This window comes from Methylobacterium sp. Leaf104 (assembly GCF_001422885.1).
Classification (GTDB): Bacteria; Pseudomonadota; Alphaproteobacteria; order Rhizobiales; family Beijerinckiaceae; genus Methylobacterium.
On the sequence record NZ_LMMZ01000011.1, the window covers coordinates 1 to 18,789 of the forward strand.

The 18,789-nt window shown below is 72.1% G+C and carries 20 protein-coding genes and 2 pseudogenes; 12 read left to right on the forward strand and 10 right to left on the reverse strand.

What is annotated here, in order from left to right; genetic code table 11:
- Window positions 1–38 precede the first annotated feature (38 nt).
- A pseudogene (locus ASF49_RS09220) lies at window positions 39–406 on the forward strand (methyl-accepting chemotaxis protein); the annotation flags it as partial.
- A gap of 190 nt (window positions 407–596) precedes the next feature.
- Here the strand turns inward: ASF49_RS09220 and ureG are convergent.
- From ureG to ASF49_RS09245, 5 genes are all read right to left on the reverse strand, one after another.
- Window positions 597–1,214: an urease accessory protein UreG gene (ureG, locus tag ASF49_RS09225; RefSeq protein ID WP_200930031.1), complete on the reverse strand. Its 618-nt coding sequence runs from the start codon at window positions 1,212–1,214 to the stop codon at window positions 597–599.
- Between the two features lie 20 nt (window positions 1,215–1,234).
- The gene (locus tag ASF49_RS09230; protein WP_056471133.1) at window positions 1,235–1,909 is read right to left on the reverse strand and encodes an urease accessory protein UreF; all 675 of its coding nucleotides are present in this window, start codon (window positions 1,907–1,909) and stop codon (window positions 1,235–1,237) included.
- Window positions 1,902–2,426, reverse strand: coding sequence for an urease accessory protein UreE (locus ASF49_RS09235; RefSeq protein WP_056471225.1), 525 nt, complete (start codon window positions 2,424–2,426; stop codon window positions 1,902–1,904). The genes ASF49_RS09230 and ASF49_RS09235 overlap by 8 nt, the downstream gene beginning before the upstream one ends.
- 166 nt (window positions 2,427–2,592) lie before the next feature.
- A complete protein-coding gene (gene ureC / locus ASF49_RS09240; protein ID WP_056471136.1) occupies window positions 2,593–4,320 on the reverse strand; it encodes an urease subunit alpha in 1,728 nt (575 codons plus the stop codon).
- A gap of 4 nt (window positions 4,321–4,324) precedes the next feature.
- The gene (locus ASF49_RS09245) at window positions 4,325–4,945 is read right to left on the reverse strand and encodes an urease subunit gamma (RefSeq protein ID WP_056471139.1); all 621 of its coding nucleotides are present in this window, start codon (window positions 4,943–4,945) and stop codon (window positions 4,325–4,327) included.
- A gap of 219 nt (window positions 4,946–5,164) precedes the next feature.
- Between ASF49_RS09245 and puuE the strand changes: the two are divergent.
- The 7 genes and pseudogenes from puuE to ASF49_RS09280 form a co-directional block, all read left to right on the forward strand.
- Window positions 5,165–6,055 (forward strand): annotated as a pseudogene (puuE, locus tag ASF49_RS09250) (allantoinase PuuE); the annotation flags it as partial.
- An 18-nt stretch (window positions 6,056–6,073) separates the two neighbouring features.
- Window positions 6,074–6,724 carry an HTH-type transcriptional regulator RutR gene (gene rutR, locus ASF49_RS09255; RefSeq protein ID WP_056471146.1) on the forward strand — a complete coding sequence of 217 codons (651 nt, stop codon included), beginning with the start codon at window positions 6,074–6,076 and terminating at the stop codon, window positions 6,722–6,724.
- Window positions 6,725–6,977: 253 nt separating this feature from the next.
- Window positions 6,978–8,090 carry a pyrimidine utilization protein A gene (gene rutA, locus ASF49_RS09260; protein ID WP_056471149.1) on the forward strand — a complete coding sequence of 371 codons (1,113 nt, stop codon included), beginning with the start codon at window positions 6,978–6,980 and terminating at the stop codon, window positions 8,088–8,090.
- Window positions 8,090–8,845, forward strand: a complete 756-nt coding sequence (gene rutB / locus ASF49_RS09265; RefSeq protein ID WP_056471153.1) for a pyrimidine utilization protein B — start codon at window positions 8,090–8,092, stop codon at window positions 8,843–8,845. The genes rutA and rutB overlap by 1 nt, the downstream gene beginning before the upstream one ends.
- A gap of 244 nt (window positions 8,846–9,089) precedes the next feature.
- Window positions 9,090–9,479, forward strand: coding sequence for a pyrimidine utilization protein C (rutC, locus tag ASF49_RS09270; RefSeq protein ID WP_056471156.1), 390 nt, complete (start codon window positions 9,090–9,092; stop codon window positions 9,477–9,479).
- Window positions 9,480–9,488: 9 nt separating this feature from the next.
- Complete coding sequence (rutD, locus tag ASF49_RS09275; RefSeq protein ID WP_056471158.1) at window positions 9,489–10,268, forward strand: pyrimidine utilization protein D; 780 nt, start codon at window positions 9,489–9,491, stop codon at window positions 10,266–10,268.
- Window positions 10,269–10,381: 113 nt separating this feature from the next.
- Window positions 10,382–10,861 carry a flavin reductase gene (locus ASF49_RS09280; protein ID WP_056471228.1) on the forward strand — a complete coding sequence of 160 codons (480 nt, stop codon included), beginning with the start codon at window positions 10,382–10,384 and terminating at the stop codon, window positions 10,859–10,861.
- 42 nt (window positions 10,862–10,903) lie between these two features.
- On the opposite strand, the gene ASF49_RS09285 is transcribed toward ASF49_RS09280, so the two are convergent.
- The 3 genes from ASF49_RS09285 to ASF49_RS09295 all read right to left on the reverse strand — a co-directional run bounded on the left by ASF49_RS09285 (window position 10,904) and on the right by ASF49_RS09295 (window position 13,698).
- Window positions 10,904–11,155, reverse strand: a complete 252-nt coding sequence (locus ASF49_RS09285) for a hypothetical protein (RefSeq protein WP_156652949.1) — start codon at window positions 11,153–11,155, stop codon at window positions 10,904–10,906.
- 361 nt (window positions 11,156–11,516) lie between these two features.
- Window positions 11,517–12,359, reverse strand: coding sequence for a factor-independent urate hydroxylase (gene pucL / locus ASF49_RS09290; RefSeq protein ID WP_056471165.1), 843 nt, complete (start codon window positions 12,357–12,359; stop codon window positions 11,517–11,519).
- A 34-nt stretch (window positions 12,360–12,393) separates the two neighbouring features.
- Window positions 12,394–13,698 (reverse strand): nucleobase:cation symporter-2 family protein, encoded by a 1,305-nt coding sequence (locus ASF49_RS09295; protein ID WP_056471231.1) that lies wholly within the window; start codon window positions 13,696–13,698, stop codon window positions 12,394–12,396.
- Window positions 13,699–13,934: 236 nt separating this feature from the next.
- Between ASF49_RS09295 and ASF49_RS09300 the strand changes: the two genes are divergently transcribed.
- A complete protein-coding gene (locus ASF49_RS09300; protein WP_056471167.1) occupies window positions 13,935–15,899 on the forward strand; it encodes an alpha/beta hydrolase domain-containing protein in 1,965 nt (654 codons plus the stop codon).
- On the opposite strand, the gene ASF49_RS09305 is transcribed toward ASF49_RS09300, so the two are convergent.
- Window positions 15,890–16,294, reverse strand: a complete 405-nt coding sequence (locus tag ASF49_RS09305; RefSeq protein ID WP_056471170.1) for a hypothetical protein — start codon at window positions 16,292–16,294, stop codon at window positions 15,890–15,892. The genes ASF49_RS09300 and ASF49_RS09305 overlap by 10 nt on opposite strands.
- A gap of 162 nt (window positions 16,295–16,456) precedes the next feature.
- Between ASF49_RS09305 and uraD the strand changes: the two genes are divergently transcribed.
- The 3 genes from uraD to ASF49_RS09320 all read left to right on the forward strand — a co-directional run bounded on the left by uraD (window position 16,457) and on the right by ASF49_RS09320 (window position 17,987).
- Window positions 16,457–17,338, forward strand: coding sequence for a 2-oxo-4-hydroxy-4-carboxy-5-ureidoimidazoline decarboxylase (uraD, locus tag ASF49_RS09310; protein WP_056471173.1), 882 nt, complete (start codon window positions 16,457–16,459; stop codon window positions 17,336–17,338).
- Window positions 17,339–17,468: 130 nt separating this feature from the next.
- Window positions 17,469–17,696 carry a hypothetical protein gene (locus ASF49_RS09315; RefSeq protein WP_056471177.1) on the forward strand — a complete coding sequence of 76 codons (228 nt, stop codon included), beginning with the start codon at window positions 17,469–17,471 and terminating at the stop codon, window positions 17,694–17,696.
- Window positions 17,697–17,735: 39 nt separating this feature from the next.
- Window positions 17,736–17,987 carry a hypothetical protein gene (locus ASF49_RS09320; protein ID WP_056471179.1) on the forward strand — a complete coding sequence of 84 codons (252 nt, stop codon included), beginning with the start codon at window positions 17,736–17,738 and terminating at the stop codon, window positions 17,985–17,987.
- Between the two features lie 3 nt (window positions 17,988–17,990).
- Here ASF49_RS09320 and xdhC read toward each other — a convergent pair whose 3' ends face one another.
- Window positions 17,991–18,785, reverse strand: a complete 795-nt coding sequence (xdhC, locus tag ASF49_RS09325; protein WP_056471234.1) for a xanthine dehydrogenase accessory protein XdhC — start codon at window positions 18,783–18,785, stop codon at window positions 17,991–17,993.
- Window positions 18,786–18,789 lie beyond the last annotated feature (4 nt).

An 18,789-nucleotide genomic window follows, 5' to 3' on the forward strand; every position in this document is an offset into this window, starting at 1 on the left:
CCGGAAATTGAGCGTCCTGAAACCCTCGTTGATGTGACTCGGCCGCCATGGCCCAGACCGCCGTGGCCGAGGCCGCCCAGACCGCGACCTTCGTGCAGACCCTCAACACGGCGGTGGCGCGCATCGGCGACGTGGTGACGATGATCACCTCGATCGCGGGCCAGACCAATCTGCTGGCCCTGAACGCCACCATCGAGGCGGCGCGGGCCGGCGAGGCGGGGCGGGGCTTCGCGGTGGTGGCGGCCGAGGTCAAGGAGCTGGCCAACCAGACGGCGCGGGCCACCGAGGAGATCGGCGGGCAGATCGCCCAGATCCAGGGCTCGACGGGCCAGGCGGTGGAGGCGATCGGCGGGATCGCGGCGCGCATCCGCGAGATCAGCGGCGTGGCCACCTCGATCTCGGCGGCNCGCCGCCTCCGAATTGTCGCGCCAGTCCGAGCATCTCAGCGCCGAGGTCCAGCGCTTCCTCGCCACCGTGCGCGCCGCCTGAGGGCCTCGCCCGGCCACCGGGCGAGCCTCGCGCAAGGCCGCACGACCCTCGGCACGGAAGGGCCCGAGTAAGCCGGGCCCTTCGGCGTTTCGGGCTCGGCCGACGGACTAGTTCAGGCCGCCGGCCTCGACCACGAAGCGCGCGATGGCATCCGCCCCGTGGCCGTCGCGGAGCGACGCGAACACGTAGGGCCGGGCGCCGCGCATGCGCTTCGTGTCCGCCTCCATGATCCCGAGATCCGCGCCCACCAGGGGGGCGAGGTCGGTCTTGTTGACGATGAGGAGATCCGAGCGGGTGATGCCGGGGCCGCCCTTGCGGGGGATCTTCTCGCCCCCCGCCACGTCGATGACGTAGAGGGTGATGTCGGCGAGCTCCGGCGAGAAGGTCGCCGCGAGGTTGTCGCCGCCGGACTCGATCAGGATCAGGTCGAGCTTCGGGAAGCGCCGGCGCATCTCGGCCACCGCCGCGAGGTTGATCGAGGCGTCCTCGCGGATCGCCGTGTGCGGGCAGCCGCCGGTCTCGACGCCCATGATCCGCTCCTCCGGCAGGGCGCCGGCCACGGTGAGGAGGCGAGCATCCTCCTTGGTGTAGATGTCGTTGGTGATCGCGCAGATCTCGTAGGTGTCGCGGAAGCGCTTGCAGAGCTGCTCCATCAGCGCGGTCTTGCCGGAGCCGACGGGGCCGCCGATGCCGACGCGGAGGGGGCCGTTGGGAGAGGTCATCACAGGGTCCTCAAGAGGGGGCCTCAGGAGCGGAAGATCCGGGAATACTGGGTCTCGTGCCGGAACGAGCCGAGGTCGAGGTTCAGGGTGGCGCTGCCGAGATCGTCGAGGGTCAGGCCCGGGATCGTGCCGGCGAGCGCCGTCACCCGCGGGGTCAGGGCGGCGATGACCCGGGTGCCCGCGCTCTGGCCGACCGGCGCGCAGCGCAGGGCCGCCGAGACGAGGTTCTGCAGGAAGGCGAGGCCGAAGCCGGCGAGCACCGGGGCCGGCGCCATGCGGTGGGCACCGGCCGCGAGGCCGACGGCCACCGGGTAGGCCACCGCACCGTCGAGGGCGGCGGCGAGGCGGTCGAGCCCGGGCGTGCCCCAGGCCGCCACGGTGGCGTCGAGGAAGCTGCGGCCCTGCTGGCTCGTCTCCAGGTGCAGTTCGCGCGAGGGGGCCAGCGCCAGGGCGAGGGCGTTGACCTCGGCCAGCGCCGGCGCATCCCCGGCGAACGCCGCCGCGTGGGCCTTTGCCAGGAGGATCAGGTCGTTGCGGCCCGAGCCGTGTTCGAGCACGTCGGCGAGCCAGTCCGTCAGGGAGGCCTCGTCGCCGACCTCGCCGCTCTCCACCGCGCCCTCGAGCCCGTGCGAATAGGCGTAGGCGCCCACCGGATAGCCCGGCGACAGCCACGCCATCAGGCGCAGGGCCTCAATCATGGGCGTGCGCTTGGTCGTGGTGATGGTCGTCGTGGGGGTGCGCGTGGTCGTGGTGCGAATGGCCGTGGTGGTGATGGCCGGCGGCCTCGCCCGCATAGGCGCCGCCCTCCGGCCGGAACGGGCGCTCCACCGCCTCGGCGCTGCCGCCCAGGCCCCGCACCATCTCGGCGAGCACGTGGTCGAAGCCGATATAGACCGCGTCGGCCCCGATCTCGGCCGGGATATGCCGGTTGCCGATGTGCCAGATCAGGCGCTTGAGAGCGTGGTCGTCGGGCGCGCGGATCTCCAGCAGCGGCTCCGGCGCGGCTTCGACCCAGACGAGCCGGCCATCCTGGAGCACCAGGGCGTCGCCGTCGTCGAGTACGGTGGGCTGCTGCAGATCGAGCAGGAACGCCAGACCGCCGACGGTGCGCATCGTCATGCGCCGGCGGTGCCGGTCCCCGTGGTCGAGCACGATGCGGTCGGCGATCTCGCCGGCGAGCGCGTCGCGGCGCAGGACCTTCGTGGCGCGGATCAGCGCCGGGGAAGGAGCGTTCGGCAGGGTCTCGCGCGCTGAGGCGGCGGGGTCCTGCGGGGTCGGGTTCGAGGCGGCCAGGGTCTTGAATCCTCGTCCAGGATGGGCGCCCCGGGACAGGGGCCGGTGTCTCCGGAAGGGCGCTCCCCCGCGGCGGAGCCACCCTCGCTCAGAACAGGAAGTACCGCTGCGCCATCGGCAGCACGTCGGCCGGTTCGCAGACCAGCAGTTCCCCGTCGGCGCGGACATCGTAGGTCTCGGGGTCGACCTCGATGGTCGGGGTGGCGTCGTTCAGGATCATGCTCTTCTTCGAGATGCCGCCGCGCACGTTCTCGACGGCGACGAGGCGCTTCTGGAGCCCGAGGCGCTCGCCGAGGCCGTCCTCGATCGCCGCCTTCGAGACGAAGGTCAGGGCGGTGGCGAAGGGCACCCGGCCGAAGGACCCGAACATCGGGCGGTAATGCACCGGCTGGGGCGTCGGGATCGAGGCGTTGGGGTCGCCCATGGGCGCCGTGGCGATGGCGCCGCCCTTGATCACGAGGTCGGGCTTCACCCCGAAGAAGGCGGGCGTCCACAGCACGAGGTCGGCGAGCTTGCCCGGCTCCACCGAGCCGATATGCGCCGAGACGCCGTGCGCGATCGCCGGGTTGATCGTGTACTTCGCCACGTAGCGGCGGGCGCGCAGGTTGTCGTTGCCGCTCGTGTCGCCGGGCAGCGCGCCGCGCTGGCGCTTCATCTTGTCGGCCGTCTGCCAGGTGCGGATGACGACCTCGCCGACCCGGCCCATGGCCTGGCTGTCCGAGGACATCATCGAGAGGGCGCCGATGTCGTGCAGGATGTCCTCCGCCGCGATGGTCTCGCGGCGGATGCGGCTCTCGGCGAAGGCGAGGTCCTCGGGGATGGCCGGGTCGAGGTGGTGGCAGACCATCAGCATGTCGAGATGCTCGTCGATGGTGTTCTTCGTGTAGGGCCGCGTCGGGTTCGTCGAGGAGGGCAGGACGTTGGCGAGCCCCGCCACCTTGATGATGTCCGGCGCGTGGCCGCCGCCCGCGCCCTCGGTGTGGAAGGCGTGGATGGTGCGGCCCGCGAAGGCCTTGATCGTGTCCTCGACGAAGCCGGATTCGTTCAGCGTGTCGGAGTGGATCATCACCTGCACGTCGTGGAGGTCGGCCACGGTGAGGCAGGTGTCGATGGCGGCGGGCGTGGTGCCCCAATCCTCGTGCAGTTTCAGCGCGCAGGCCCCGGCCCGGATCATCTCCACGAGGCTCTCGGGCCGCGCGGCGTTGCCCTTGCCCGCGAAGGCGAGGTTCATCGGAAAGGCATCCGCCGCCTCGATCATCCGGGCCAGATGCCAGGGTCCCGGCGTGCAGGTGGTGGCGAAGGTGCCGTGCGCCGGTCCGGTGCCGCCGCCCAGCATGGTGGTGACGCCCGAGCACAGGGCCTCGTCGATCTGCTGCGGGCAGATGTAGTGGATGTGGCTGTCGAACCCGCCGGCCGTGAGGATCTTGCCCTCGCCGGCGATGACCTCGGTGCCGGGGCCGACCACGATGTCGACGCCCGGCTGGATGTCCGGATTGCCGGCCTTGCCGAGCTTGGCGATCCGGCCCTTCACGAGGCCGACGTCGCACTTCACCACGCCCCAATGGTCGAGGACCACCGCGTTGGTGATGACGGTGTCGACCGCGCCGTCCTGGTTGGTGACCTGGGACTGGCCCATGCCGTCGCGGATCACCTTGCCGCCGCCGAACTTCACCTCCTCGCCGTAGGTGGTGTGGTCGCGCTCGACCTCGATCACCAGCGACGTGTCGGCGAGCCGGATGCGGTCGCCGGTGGTGGGGCCGAACATGTCGGCATAGGCGGCGCGGGGGAGGGCGGCGCGGGGGGGCAGGGTGGCCATGGTGTCAGAGCGCTCCCATCACGTCGCCGCGGAACCCGTAGACGGTCCGGCCTCCGCCCAGCGGCACCAGCACCACGTCGCGGGTCACGCCGGGCTCGAAGCGCACCGCCGTTCCGGGCGCGATGTCGAGGCGCTGGCCGCGCGCCTTCTCGCGCTCGAAGGTCAGGCCGGGATTGACCTCGTAGAAGTGGTAGTGCGAGCCGACCTGGATCGGCCGGTCGCCGACGTTGGACACGCTCAGCAGGGTGCGCGGCGCGTCCGCGTTGAAGACGATCTCGCCGGGCAGCGTGGTCACGGTGCCGGGCACCTCGGCCGAGGCCGCGCCGCGGATCGGATGGTGCACGGTGACGAGCTTGGTGCCGTCCGGAAAGGTCGCCTCGACCTGGATGTCGTGGATCATCTCGGGAATGCCGTCCATGCACTGCTCGGCCGTCAGCACGTGCCCGCCGGCCTGCATCAGGTCCGAGACCGAGCGCCCGTCGCGGGCGCCCTCGACCACGAAGTCGCTGATCAGCGCCACCGCCTCCGGATAGTTCAGCTTCACCCCGCGGCCGAGCCGGTTGCGGGCCACCTGCGCGGCCATGGCGAGGAGGAGCTTGTCCTTTTCGCGTGGGGTCAGGAGCACGGGGAACCTCGGGGCTTGGGCGCGGACGTCTCTGACGCGGACGTCCCGGGGGAAGGCAAGGACCGTGCGCGGCGGGGCCGCGCCTCGGCGACGCGGCGCGCATGGATGCATCCCTGGCGGGCGAGCGCAAGCGCCCCGCGGCCCGCCCGCCGGTTGACAGGACGCGGCTCCCCGGCCGAACAGCGGGACCGACCCTCACCCGCAGCCAAGGGCCGGCCGTTGACCTATCCCCGCGACCTCGTCGGCTACGGCCGCAACCCGCCGCATCCGCGCTGGCCGGACGGGGCGCGCATCGCGGTGCAGATCGTGCTGAACTACGAGGAGGGCGGGGAGAACTGCGTCCTGCACGGGGATGCGGCCTCCGAGGCCTTCCTGTCGGAGCTCGTCGGGGCGCAGCCCTGGCCGGGCCAGCGCCACATGAGCATGGAATCCCTGTTCGAGTACGGCTCGCGCGCCGGGTTCTGGCGGCTCTGGCGGCTGTTCCGTTCGCGCAACATCCCCGTGACCGCCTTCGCGGTCGCCACGGCGCTCGCCCGCCACCCGGACGTCGCCGCCGCCATGCGGGAAGCCGATTGGGAGATCGCCTGCCACGGCCTCAAGTGGATCGACTACCGCGACTTCACCCGCGCCGCGGAGAAGGCGCACATGGACGAGGCGATCCGCATCCACACCCAGATCACGGGGGAGCGCCCGCGCGGCTGGTATACCGGGCGCTCCTCGCCCCACACCCTGGATCTCGGGATCGAGGCCGGGATGACGTATCTCGCCGATTCCTACGCCGACGACCTGCCGTACTGGATCGACGAGCCCAGCGGCCGGGGCCTCGTGGTGCCCTACACCCTCGACGCCAACGACATGAAATGCGCGGCGATCCAGGGCTTCAACACCGGCGAGCACCTGTTCGCCTACCTGCGCGACACCTTCGACGCGCTCTACGAAGAGGGCGCGGAGGCGCCCAAGATGATGTCGGTGGGCCTGCATTGCCGCCTCGTCGGCCGGCCGGGGCGGATCGGCGCCCTGGTCCGCTTCCTCGACCACATCGCCGCCCACGACCACGTCTGGGTCGCCCGCCGCATCGACATCGCCGAGCACTGGATCCGGCACCACCCGCCGGCCTGAGGCTCCGCCATGAGAGAGATCCGCAGGGACGCCGCCCCACCCCCCGCCCGCCGCCGTCGCAAGGACGGCGAGGCGCGGCGGGAAGCCATCCTCGATGCCGGGCTCGCCGTCTTCTCGAGCCTCGGGCTGCACGGGGCCAGCGTCGAGGGCATCGCCGAGCGGGCCGGCCTCTCGAAGACCAACCTGCTCTACTACTTTCCCTCGAAGGAGGCGCTCTACGTCGCGGTGCTGCGCCGGGTGCTCGCGGTCTGGCTCGATCCCCTCCAGTCCCTCGATGCCGACAGCGAGCCGGCCGCGGCGTTCCGGGGCTACATCCGCGCCAAGCTCACCCTGTCGCGGGACGCGCCCCAGGCCTCGCGGCTGTTCTGCCTGGAGATCGTCCAGGGCGCGCCGCTGCTGCGGCCGGAGCTCGAGGGACCCCTGCGCGACCTCGTCGCCGCCAAGGCCGCGATCATCCGGGGCTGGAGCGCGGCCGGCCGGATCGGCCCGAACGACCCCCACCACCTGATCTTCTCGATCTGGGCGATCACCCAGCACTATGCCGATTTCGCCGTGCAGGTGGATGCCGTCACCGGGCGCGGCCTCGACGACCCGGACTTCTTCGAAGGCGTGGTTGCCAGCACCCAGGCCCTGATCCTGGCCGGCCTCGGCCTGCACTGACCCCGGAAAGTCCGCCCCCGGCCTGGGCAGGGAGCGCCCAAACGGCCGGCAGAACGAAGAGAGTTTAGGCAAGCGGCCCAAAACCGTCCGTGAGAGTTTGACCATTCGGTCCGAATGGGATTGGATCATCGCCGCCGGGGGCGATTCACAGTCTCCGCACCGTGTTCGACCATCCCTGGACTTGAACTGTCCGGGTCACGCTTTCTCAAAGTCTTGTCTTTATCCGGGTCAGGCCCGTGCGAGCGAGGTTGCCATGAATGTCGGCGTCTTCATCCCGATCGGAAACAACGGCTGGCTCCTCTCGGAGAACGCGCCGCAGTACAAGCCGAGCTTCGAGCTGAACAAGCAGGTGGTCCTCAAGGCCGAGGGCTACGGCCTCGACTTCGCGCTGTCGATGATCAAGCTGCGGGGCTTCGGCGGCAAGACCGAGTTCTGGGATCACAACCTCGAATCCTTCACGCTGATGGCGGGGCTGGCGGCCGTCACCAGCCGGATCAAGCTGTTCGCCACGGCCGCGACCCTGTGCATGCCCCCCGCCATCACGGCGCGGATGGCCGCCACCATCGATTCGATCTCGAACGGGCGCTTCGGCCTCAACCTCGTCACCGGCTGGCAGCGGCCGGAATATTCGCAGATGGGCCTCTGGCCGGGGGACGAGTACTTTTCCCGCCGCTACGAATACCTCTCGGAATACGCCCAGGTGCTGCGCGACCTGTGGGAGACCGGTACTTGCGACCGCAAGGGCGAATTCTTCCAGATGGACGATTGCCGCCTCAGCCCACGCCCGCAGGCCGAGATGAAGATCATCTGCGCCGGCCAGTCCGCGGCCGGCATGGAATTCACGGCGCGATACGCCGACTACAACTTCTGCTTCGGCAAGGGCGTGAACACCCCCACGGCCTTCGCCCCCACGGTGGAGCGCCTGGAGGCGGCGAAAGCCGCCACGGGGCGCGACGTCTCCTCCTACGTGCTGTTCATGATCATCGCCGACGAGACCGACGAGGCCGCCCGCGCCACCTGGGAGCATTACAAGGCCGGCGCCGACCAGGAGGCCATCGCCTGGCTCGGAATCCAGGGCGCGGCCGACACCAAGTCGGGTGCCGACACCAACGTGCGCCAGATGGTCGACCCGACCTCGGCCGTGAACATCAACATGGGCACGCTGGTTGGCTCCTATGCCGAGGTGGCGCGGATGCTCGACGAGGTCGCCACCGTGCCGGGCACGGAGGGCGTGCTCCTGGTGTTCGACGACTTCCTGAAAGGGCTCGACGCCTACGGCACCCGGATCCAGCCCCTGATGAAGAGCCGCGCACACATCCAAGCCGGGGCTGAAGCGGGGGCCGAGCCGATGGCGAAGGTGGCGTAATGGAGGGCGCAGCAGCAAAGCCCGCCGGCTATACCGACCCGCAGGGCCGCCAGGGCGGCATCACCCTGGCGGCCCGGCCCGAGCCGATCGCCTTCGACGCGGGCGCCACCGCGCTCATCGTCGTCGACATGCAGAACGCCTACACCACGAAGGGGGGCTACCTCGATCTCGCCGGCTTCGACGTCTCCGGAACGGGGCCAGTGGTGGCGCAGATCGCCCGGGCGGTCCGCGCGGCGCGGGCGGCCGGAATCCGGATCGTCTGGTTCCAGAACGGCTGGGACCCGGACTACGTCGAGGCCGGCGGACCGGGCTCGCCGAACTGGCACAAGTCCAACGCCCTCAAGACCATGCGGGCCCAGCCCGGCATGAACGAGCGCCTGCTCGCCAGGGGCACCTGGGACTACGCCCTGGTGGATGCCCTCAAGCCCGAGCCCGGCGACCTCGTCCTGGGCAAGCCGCGCTACAGCGGCTTCTACAACACCCAGCTCGACAGCCTGCTGCGCGCGGCCGGGATCCGCACCCTGGTCTTCACCGGCATCGCCACCAACGTCTGCGTGGAATCGACCCTGCGCGACGGCTTCTTCCTCGAATATTTCGGCATCGTGCTGGCCGACGCCACCCATCAGGCCGGTCCGCCGGCCCTGCAGGCGGGGGCGCTGTCCAACATCGAGACCTTCTTCGGCTGGGTCTCGGACGTCGCCGCCTTCGAGGCGGCCCTCGGGCCGGACCTTCGACGACCGGAGGCCGCGGAATAGGGCGGCCGATCCGTCCTCGCGCGGGGGCCCGTCCGCTCTCGAGCGTGGAGGCGGCCCGCGCGTGTCCCACTTCCCTCTTGCGGGAGGAAGGACAGGCCCTCGGGCGAGGTTCGTCCGGACGGCCGAGAAGAACGTCTGAAGCAGCGCGCCGGCAAGGGGCAGGAGTGCCCCGTCGCGCGTCCCGCCACCGCCAAGCCCGGCCGATGTCCTGGCCGATCGAGTCGCCCTCCAGGAGTCCCCGACGATGCCCAAGACCGTGATCATCCCGCCCAGCACCGGCAAGCCGCTGGCGCCCTACGTGCCCGGCACCCTGGCGGACGGCGTGCTCTACGTCTCGGGCACGCTGCCCCTCGATGCCGACGCGAACGTCGTCCACGCGGGCGACGCCGCCGCTCAGACCCGCCACGTGCTGGAGACGATCAAGGGCGTGGTCACCGCCGCGGGCGGCACCATGGACGACGTCACCTTCAATCACGTCTTCCTCAAGGACTGGGCCGACTACGCCGCCATCAACGGGGTCTATGCCGAGTACTTCCCCGGCGAGAAGCCGGCGCGCTACTGCATCCAGTGCGGGCTCGTGAAGCCCGACGCCCTGGTGGAGATCGCCTCCGTGGCGCATGTGGGCGGGGCCTGAGGCTTCGCGATGGGCCGCACGATCCACCATGCCGTGCACGGCACCGGCGACCGCACGGTGCTGCTGTCGCCGGGCCTCGGCGGCTCGGCCGCCTACTTCGCGCCGCAGATGGCGGCGCTGACCGCGCGGTTCCGCGTCGTCACCTACGACCATCGCGGCACCGGCCGCTCCGGCGGCCCCCTCGAACCCGGACACGACATCGCCGCCATGGCCCGCGACGCCCTCGCGGTGATGGAGGCCTGCGGCGTCGCCCGCTGCGACGTCGTCGGGCACGCCCTCGGCGGGCTGATCGGCCTCGAACTCGCCCGCACCCATCCGGAGCGCGTCGGCCGCCTCGCGGTGGTCAACGGCTGGGCCAGGGCGGATTCCGCGACGAAGCGCTGCTTTGCCGCCCGCAAGGTGCTGCTGGCCGAGAGCCCGGAGGCATATGTCCGCGCCCAGGCGATCTTCCTCTACCCGGCACCGTGGCTCTCGCAGAACGCGGCCCGCGTGGCGGAGGACGAGGCACATGCCCTGGCGCATTTCCCCGGCCGCGAGACCGTCCTCGCCCGGATCGCCGCCCTCGAGGCCTTCGACCTGACGGCGGATCTCGGGGCGATCGGGCACGAGACCCTGGTGATGGCAGCGGATGACGACGTCCTGGTGCCCTATCTGTGCTCGGAGGACCTTGCGCGCGGCCTGCCGAACGCGCACCTCGACCGGGTCCCCAGCGGCGGCCACGCACACAGCGTCACCCGCGCCGATGCCTTCAACCGGACGCTCGTGGCGTTCCTCGACCGACAGGAGTGATCACCGTGAGCCAGACGAGGCCGAGCGAGGCGGCGCCCACATCCGTCGAGGCCGACGCCTGTGCCGTCGGGGCCGACGCCTGTGCCGTCGCGCCCGGCGCCTTCCGCGGCGCCATGGCGCGCGTGGCCAGCGCGGTCCACCTCGTCACCACCGACGGCGCGGGGGGCCGGGCCGGCTTCACGGCCTCGTCGGTGTGCAGCGTGAGCGACGGGCCGCCGACGCTGCTGGTCTGCATCAACCGGTCGTCCTCCGCCTACGCGGCGGTCAGCGCCAACGAAGGCCTCTGCGTCAACACCTTGGCGCACGACCAAGCCGGGGTCGCCGCCGCCTTCGGCGGGCGGACCCCGATGGCGGCGCGCTTCGAGGCCGGCACCTGGACCACGCTGATCACCGGCGCGCCGGCCCTCCTCGGCGCGCTGACGGCGTTCGATTGCCGCATCGTCGGCCGTCACCCGGTGGGCACCCACGACGTGCTCTACTGCGAGGTCGTGGGCCTCGCCGAGCCGGGCGACGGGCACGGGCTCGTCTACGCCGACCGGGGCTATCACACGGTGCCGCTCGGCGCGGCGGCTCCGCGGGAGGCCGCCGCCTGAGGGCCGGTCCGCCGCAGCGGTCCGGCTGCGCCGAGGCGAGGCCTACCAGCGGTCGCCGCGGCGGGCGCGGACCGAACCGGTGCCGATCTCGTCCTGGTAGCCCTGGGAAACGGCGGCCCGGGCGCGGCCGTCGCGCAGTTCGTGGACATTGCGGGCGCCAGCCTGGCCTTCGAGGCCACCCGGTGCCACGGCGGCGGGGATGCCGGCGGGCGCATTGTAGCTCTGGGCAAGGGCCCCCGAGGCGGACAGGCCGAGGGCGATGGCGAGGGCGGCGGTGAGACGGCGATGGATCATGGCGGTCATCCTGGATCGAACGGGTGCCGTGGAGACGCGAAGCGCACCTGCTGAGTTCCTAGAATTTGTGCATGTCTGCCGCATGAAACAACAGAGAATGCCTGACCACTGTGCAATGAAGCGTGGTTGGGCCGGCAATAGCCCGGCCAGCAGCGAGACCGAGACCTGTCGTTCTCTAATTCCTCGCGCTCGATCAAGGCCTTGCGCGAATGCCTCTTATTCCCGCAGCCTTCGCGGCGGGTTGGCATGATCCTGGAACGGCAGGTGCGGCACGGCACACGCGTCCGCCCTCACGCGGCCCGCGAAGCGCGCAGGCAGACCGGGATCGGGGGCTTCACCTCGCCCCCTGGACGGCCGCCCGTCATCCGGCGCGGCCGATCGTGGCCTCGATCTGGCCGTGGGGCTCGTCGGTCGGAAGGAAGACCTGTCCGCCATGGGCGATGCCGAAGGGCGCGAGGTTCATCGGGATGTAGTGCTTGTTGGGCATCGCGAACCGGATCTCGGCGATGTCGGGGCGGGCCGCCAGCACCGCCTCGCCCATCCGGTACATGCTGTCCTGGACGCCGGCGCTGTAGGTGGTGGCGAAGACCGTGATCAGCGTGTCGAGGATGGCCGCGTTGGCCGCCACCGGCTCGTCCGGCGGCGCGGTCCAGGTCCAGGTCGCGTCCATGCTGGTGGCGCAGATGCGGTCGTCGGTGTCCGGCAGGGTGCGGAAGGCGTCGTCGACGAAGTCGGACCAGCCGGATTCGGTGGTCTTCATCAGGGTGTAGCCGCGCAGGCCCGATTGCAGCACCGACCCGTCCCGGTCGGCCACCAGCCGGACGAAGGGCTGGCCGTTGCCGTCGAGGGTGAAGGTGTGGGGATGCGGCGCGCCATCGACCGCCCGGCGCAGCCAGCGCGTCTCCAGGGCCTCGATGGTGACGGCGGCGACCTGCGGGTAGCGCTCCAGGAACAGGGCCGCGACGTGTCCGACGAAGGCTTCGGTCTCGGCCTCGACGTACTGGGCCGCCGTGATGTTGACGATGTTCTTGATGCTGTCCGTCGCGATGACCTGCCGGTTGTCCGCCGCCGTCCAGGCCGCGCCGAAATCGCCCTCCAGCAGCACCGTGAGGGTGAGCTCGCGCACCGCGTGGCGGGCGCTCCCCCGGGCGAGCCGGAGCACCCGCACGCGGCCCTTGCCGTAGCGTGCCTTCGTCAGCGCCATGATGGGTCTCCTCCGGTGATGGGATGCGAGGATCTCACGCCTCGGCGGCGTGGGCGAGGCGGGCCGCCTCGGCCTGGGCGCCGGCCCGGCTGCCGAGCCCGTTGAAGAACAGGTTCAGGATCACCGCCGACAGGGCGGCCAGCAGGATGCCGGATTCCAGCAGCGGATGCAGGACGTCGGGCATCTGCTTGAAGAAGGCGGGCGCCACCAGGGGGATCAGCCCGAAGCCCACCGACACCGCGACCACGAACAGGTTGTTGCGGTTGCCGGCGAAATCCACCGCGCCGAGGATGCGCGTGCCCGTGGCCGCCACCATGCCGAACATGACGAGCCCGGCCCCGCCGAGGACGCATGGCGGCACCGCCTCCACCAGGGCGGCGAGCTTCGGGATCAGGCCGAGGACGAGCATCACGACGCCGCCGATCACCGTGACCCAGCGCGAGCGCACGCCGGTGACGCCGACGAGGCCGATGTTCTGCGAGAACGAGGTGTACGGGAAGGTGTTGAACACGCCGCCGAGCATCGTGCCGAGGCCGTCGGCCCGCAGGCCGCGGATCAGGCGCGTCTCGTCCACGGTCTCGCCGGTGATCTCGGCGAGCGCCAGGAACATGCCGGTGGATTCAATCATCACCACCACCATGACGAGGCAGAGGGTGAGGCTGGCCACGAGGTCGAATTTCGGCACCCCGAAGGCGAGGGGGCGCACCAGGTCGAACCACGGCGCGGCCGCCACCCGCGACAGGTCGACGAGTCCGAAGCCCCCCGCCGCCGCCATGCCGACCACGATGCCGATGAGCACCGAGGCCGAGGCGACGAAGCCGCGGGCGTACCGGGTCAGGGCCAGGATGACGAGGAGGACGAACAGCGCGAGGCCGAGATAGAGCAGGGCCCCGTAGCGCGGGTTGCCGACCCCGCCCGCGGCCCAGTTCACCCCGACCCGCATCAGCGAGATGCCGATGACCAGGATGACGGTGCCGGTCACCACCGGCGGGAACAGGGGCAGCAGGCGTCCCACCAGGGGCGCGGCGAGGAGGGCGAACAGGCCGGCGACGATGACCGCGCCGTAGATGCCGGCGAGCCCGAGGGCGGGGTTGGTGCCCATGGCGATCATGGGCGTCACCGCCGCGAAGGTCACGCCCATCATCACCGGCATGCGGATGCCGATGCCGGGCAGGCCCCAGCTCTGGATCAGGGTGGCGAGGCCGCAGGCGAACAGGTCGGCGCTCACCAGCATCGCCACCTGCTCGGGCGGCAGCTTGAGGGCGCGCCCGACGATGAGCGGCACCGCGACGGCCCCGGCATACATCACCAGGACGTGCTGGAGGCCGAGCAGGCCCATGGCCACCGGCGGCACCCGGGCGGCCGGCCCGGCCGGGATGGTCTGAGCAGAGCCGTGATCCACGCGTCGGTCTCCCGTCCCGCGAGCCCCGTGGGGCTGCCGCTCCCGGGGTCCGCAAGCCACGTGCCATCCCCGGCCGCCGTTCCGGGGGCGCGGGCGCCCTCGACCGCGCAGCGCTCCGGTGTAAGATCCGGCCCAACAGCGCGGCTTGACGCTGGTCGGGCGAGGACAGGGACATGATCAGGATCACCGCTCTCGCGGGAGCGCTCCTCTGCGCGGGCCTCGGCCAGCCGGCCCTGGCCCGGGTCACCGCCCTCGAGATCCGGACCGTCGAGCCCTTCGCCGACGGCCAGGGCTTCGGCGAGGCCGGCGCCTACGAGCGGGTGATCGGCGTCGCGCGCGGGGAGCTCGACCCGGCCGACCCGCGCAACGCCGGCATCGTCGACCTCGTACGCGCGCCCCGGAACGCGCGCGGGCTCGTGGAATACAGCACCGATTTCTTCATGCTCCGGCCGAAGGATCCGGCCCGCGCCAGCGGCACGCTGCTCTACGAGGTGCTCAACCGCGGCCGGAAGTTCCTCTTCAACTGGGTCCTCGACGCGCCGCCGCAGGCCGCCCAGGCGGTGAACGATCCGCGCACCGCCCAGGATGCGGGCACCGCCCTGGTCCTGCGCCGGGGCGACACCGTGGTCTGGTCGGGCTGGGAGGCGGAGGCCCTGCGCCAGCAGGGCGGCATGGCGATCGACGTGCCGGTGGCGACCCAGGGCGGGGTCCCCATCGTCGAGACCGTGCGCGACGAGCTCGTGAGCGCCACCCGGGGGCCGCCCGAGGCGCCCTTCTTCCTCACCTTCAAGGCGGCGAACACCGACGGGGCGGGCGCCCGCCTCACCGTTCGCCGCCGGGAGGCGGACACGCCGCGCCCCGTCCCGGACGGCGCCTGGACCTTCGCCGGGCCGGGCGAACTCCGCCTCCTGCCCGCGACCGTCAAGCCGGAGCCCGGCACGCTCTACACCCTGACCTACCCGGCGGCGAACCCGAAGGTGCTCGGCATCGGGTTCGCCGCCACCCGGGACGTCGTCGCCCATCTGCGCGGGCCGGCCTCGCCCGGGAACCCGGCGGGCGGCGCGATCCGCCACGCGGTGGCGCTCGGCATCTCGCAGAGCGGGCGCTTCCTGCGGGACTACGTGCATCAGGGCTTCAACCAGGACGAGGACGGCCGGCGCGTCTTCAACGGGATGCTGCTGCACATCTCCGGCATCGGCGGCGTCTACCTGAACGCCCGTTTCGGCCAGCCCTCGCGCACCAACACCCAGCACGAGGACCACCTCTACCCTGAGAACGCCTTTCCCTTCTCGGCCGCTCCCCAGCACGATCCGGTGACGGGCCGGACCGGCTCGCTGCTGCGCGGGGACGGGTTCGACCCGCTGCTGATGGAGGTCAACACCAGCACCGAGTACTGGCAGAAGGGGGCCTCGCTCCTCACCACCGATCCCCTGGGCCGAAGCGACACGGCCCTGCCGGAGACCGCCCGGGCCTATCTCGTCTCCAGCGGGTTTCACTACGGGCGCGCCGGCCTGAACGCGGCCCGCGGGCCGTGCCTCCATCCGCGCAACACGCTCAGCCCGGCCCCGGCCCTGCGCGCCCTCCTGGTCGCCCTGGAGGAATGGGTCTCCCATGGGGTCGCGCCGCCGCCGAGCCGCGTGCCGAATCTCGCCGACGGGACGCTGGTGCCGGCCGCGGAGACGGGCTTCCCCTACATTCCGGGCCTGCGCCTGCCGGACGCCCCGAACGCGATCGCCCGCTTCGCGAGCGCCGTCGATCCCCATCCGGAGAGCGGTCCGCAGTACCGGCCCCTGGTGCCGAAGGTCGATGCCGACGGCCACGACATCGCCGGCATCCGCCTGCCCGACGTCGCCGCGCCGCTCGCGACCCAGACCGGGTGGAACCTCTACGCCGAGCCCTTCCCGGCGGGCGAGCTCTGCGACCGCGAGGGCAGCCGCCTGCCCCTGGCCGAGACCCGGGCCGAGCGCGAGGCGAAGGGCGACCCGCGCCGCTCACTGGCCGAGCGCTACCCGGACCAGGGCGCCCGCACGGCGGCCTTCGCCCGTGCGGCGGACGGACTCGTGGCGGAGCGGCTGCTCCTGCGGGAGGACGCGGAGCGTCTCGTCGCCGCGGTCCGCGCGGCGGAGGCTCAACCCTGATCCGATGCGCGGGGCGCTCCCTTGCGCAGGTCTTCCTTGCGCAGGTCATCATAGAGGCGCTGGACCTCCTGGATCGTCGCGGATCCCCGGCTCCAGTTCGTCTCGCGGACATTGGTCTCGGTGAAGGCGCTGTGCGAGCTGCCGCCGAAGCCGTTGAAGACCGTCTCGGCGCCGTCGAGCCGGTAGTCGATGCGGTAGGACGGGGCGAGGCCCGCTCCCTTGCCCGAACCTCTGCCCTTGCCGGTGACCCCGATCCGCACCAGGGCGTCGCCGTGCCGCTTCTGGCAGAAGCGCATGTTGCCGAGGAGCCGGCGCAGGTACTCCTCGGGCTCGGCCAGGTCGCCCGCGACCTGGATCAGCGTCGCGTCGGGCGGGAGATGCGTCTTGCGGATCATGGCTGGTCCTGCTGCCTGTCGGGCGCCCATCGGCCGGGATGATCGCCGCCCAGACCACATTTTCGCGCCTCTGGCGATCCATGCGCGGCGGAAGGCCGGCCCCGGATGGCCCGTTGCCTGCTATGCCCGCCCGGCCGCCGGCCCCGCGCAAGAAGGATCACGATGCCGACCCTCGACGACCTGAACCAGGCCCCGCGCGAGGACGTCGTCGCCGCCCTCGGGGCGGTGTTCGAGCACGCGCCCTGGGTCGCCGAGGCCGTCGCCGCGCAGCGGCCGTTCCCCACGGTCGAGGCCCTGCTCGCCGCGATGCAGGGGGCGGTGGAGGCGGCGCCCGAGGCGGCGCGCCACGCGCTCCTCGCCAACCACCCGGAGCTCGCCGGACGCGCCGCCCGCGCCGGGACCATCGCGCCCGATTCCCTGGCGGAGCAGGCCGGCGCCGGTCTCGACCGGCTGTCGGAGGCGGAGTACGAGCGGTTCGCGGCCCTGAACGCGGCCTATGGCCGGACCTTCGGGTTTCCCTTCATCCTCTGCATCAAGCGACACGGCCGCGCCTCGCTGCTGCGGACCTTCCAGGCGCGCCTCGCCGCCGATCCGGAGGCGGAGCGCCGGACCGCCCTGTCCGAGGTGTTCCGCATCGCCGCCCTCCGTCTCTGCGCCTTGGTGAGCGGGCCGGGTGCACCCCGCGTCACGGGCCGGATCTCCACCCACGTCCTCGACACCGTCGCGGGCCGGCCGGCGCCGGGCGTCCCGGTGGAACTCCACGAATGGGTGACCGACACCGAGACCGCCCTGGTGGCCCGCACCGTGACCAATGCCGATGGGCGCACCGACGCGCCGCTGATCGGCGGCCGCCCGGTGCCGATCGCCGCCTACGAGTTGCGCTTCCGCATCGGCGATTACTTCCGTGCCAGCTGCCCGGATCTGCCCGAGCCGCCCTTCCTCGACATCGTGACGCTGCGCTTCGGCGTCGCCGATCCGGAGGGGCATTACCACGTGCCGCTGGTGGCGAGTCCGTGGAGCTACCAGACCTACCGCGGCAGTTGAGCGCCGTCGGCTCCCAGATCGCCCGCGTCACGCCGATCCGCAAAACCCTGCGATTCCAGCCGGCTCCGGCATATTCTTTGCGTGCAACCTGATCGACGGCCGGCCGGGCGAGACGCGGGGAGGACGGGCTTTGATCCATTGGTTTTCGGTCCGGAGCCTGATCGGGCGCGGCGCCGCCGCCGCGCTCGTCGCGATCGGGTTCCTGGCGCTCGCCCCGGCCGCCCGAGCCCAGGGCACGCTGATCGCGCCGGGCGGCCAGCCCCGGGTCACCGCCCCGGGCGGCCTGCGCGGACGGGCCGCCCTGCGCCAGCGCCACAAGGCCCGCCACAGGCCGATGCTCCACCGCCGCCACCGCTGAATCGTCCCCGACCCGTCAGCCCTCCGGAGACAAGACCGCATGACCCGTGTCCTCAGCCTTCTCGTTCTCTCCCTCGGCCTTGCCGGCCCGGTCCTGGCCCAGAGCGTCGGCGCGCCGGCCGGCATGGAGGGCGCCACCGCGCCGGGCGGAACCGAGGGCCGGGCCGGCCCGCGCAACGAGGCGGAGGCGATCCGCAGCGGCGAAGCGATCCCGGTCCCGCCCCCGGCCGGCGGCGTTCCGGCCGAGGACAGGCCCGCGCGCGCCACCGAGGCCCCGCCGACGCGTCCCTGACGCTCAGGCCGCGAAGGCGGCGATGAGTTCGGCCGCCACCAGGGCGGCGATCACGGCGGGGCGCTTGTCGCGCACCTGGCGCCCCCCGATCGGGCAGACGAGGCGGGCCAGCGCCGCTTCGTCGAGGCCCATCGCCCGGAAGGCCGAGAGGAACGTCGCCCGCTTCGTGGCGGACCCGATCAGGCCGAGATACGCGAAGGTGTTCGCTTCGAGCAGGCTGGCGCAGATCAGGCTGTCGAGGGTGTGGCTGTGGGTCACCACCACATGGGCGGCCCCCGGGGGCGCCGATTCCGCCGTGGCGCTGGCGGAGCCGACGACGCGCGCGACGCGCGTTCCCGAGACCCGCGCGATCTCCTCGGGGCGCTCGTCGACGATCCGCGTGCGGAACGGCAGCGGGTCGAGGGCCAGAGCCAGGGCGCGGCCGACATGGCCGGCGCCGTAGATCGTCACCAGGGGCGCCTGCGCCGCGCCCTCGGCCTCCCGGGCCTGCAGGGCGGCGAGCGTCTCGGCATCGGCCCGGCGGATCGCCAGGGTCACGTGCCCGCCGCAGCACTGACCGGTCTCGGGTCCCAGCGGCATGCGCAGGGAGGCCTCGACCGCGTGCGCTGCCAGGAGTTCCCGGGCGCGGGCGATGCCCGCCCACTCGTAGGTACCGCCCCCGATGGTGCCGGCGACGCGGTCCGGCATCACCAGCATGGCGGTGCCGGCCTCCCGGGGCGTCGAGCCCAGCGCCTCCGAGAGGGAGAGGAGGGCCGCCGGCTCGCCCAGCGCGAGGGCGGTCGCCAGAACCTCCGACAAGGTC

Coding starts and splice junctions, on each gene's coding strand:
- ASF49_RS09280 (WP_056471228.1), top strand. CDS start 10,382: ATGGCGCGCGTGGCCAGCGCGGTCCACCTCGTCACCACCGACGGCGCG.
- rutB (WP_056471153.1), top strand. CDS start 8,090: ATGGAGGGCGCAGCAGCAAAGCCCGCCGGCTATACCGACCCGCAGGGC.
- rutC (WP_056471156.1), top strand. CDS start 9,090: ATGCCCAAGACCGTGATCATCCCGCCCAGCACCGGCAAGCCGCTGGCG.
- rutD (WP_056471158.1), top strand. CDS start 9,489: ATGGGCCGCACGATCCACCATGCCGTGCACGGCACCGGCGACCGCACG.
- ureC (WP_056471136.1), bottom strand. CDS start 4,320: ATGGCCACCCTGCCCCCCCGCGCCGCCCTCCCCCGCGCCGCCTATGCC.
- ASF49_RS09300 (WP_056471167.1), top strand. CDS start 13,935: ATGATCAGGATCACCGCTCTCGCGGGAGCGCTCCTCTGCGCGGGCCTC.
- ASF49_RS09320 (WP_056471179.1), top strand. CDS start 17,736: ATGACCCGTGTCCTCAGCCTTCTCGTTCTCTCCCTCGGCCTTGCCGGC.
- ASF49_RS09305 (WP_056471170.1), bottom strand. CDS start 16,294: ATGATCCGCAAGACGCATCTCCCGCCCGACGCGACGCTGATCCAGGTC.
- rutA (WP_056471149.1), top strand. CDS start 6,978: ATGAATGTCGGCGTCTTCATCCCGATCGGAAACAACGGCTGGCTCCTC.
- ASF49_RS09230 (WP_056471133.1), bottom strand. CDS start 1,909: ATGATTGAGGCCCTGCGCCTGATGGCGTGGCTGTCGCCGGGCTATCCG.
- pucL (WP_056471165.1), bottom strand. CDS start 12,359: ATGGCGCTGACGAAGGCACGCTACGGCAAGGGCCGCGTGCGGGTGCTC.
- uraD (WP_056471173.1), top strand. CDS start 16,457: ATGCCGACCCTCGACGACCTGAACCAGGCCCCGCGCGAGGACGTCGTC.
- ASF49_RS09295 (WP_056471231.1), bottom strand. CDS start 13,698: ATGGGCCTGCTCGGCCTCCAGCACGTCCTGGTGATGTATGCCGGGGCC.
- ASF49_RS09285 (WP_156652949.1), bottom strand. CDS start 11,155: ATGATCCATCGCCGTCTCACCGCCGCCCTCGCCATCGCCCTCGGCCTG.
- rutR (WP_056471146.1), top strand. CDS start 6,074: ATGAGAGAGATCCGCAGGGACGCCGCCCCACCCCCCGCCCGCCGCCGT.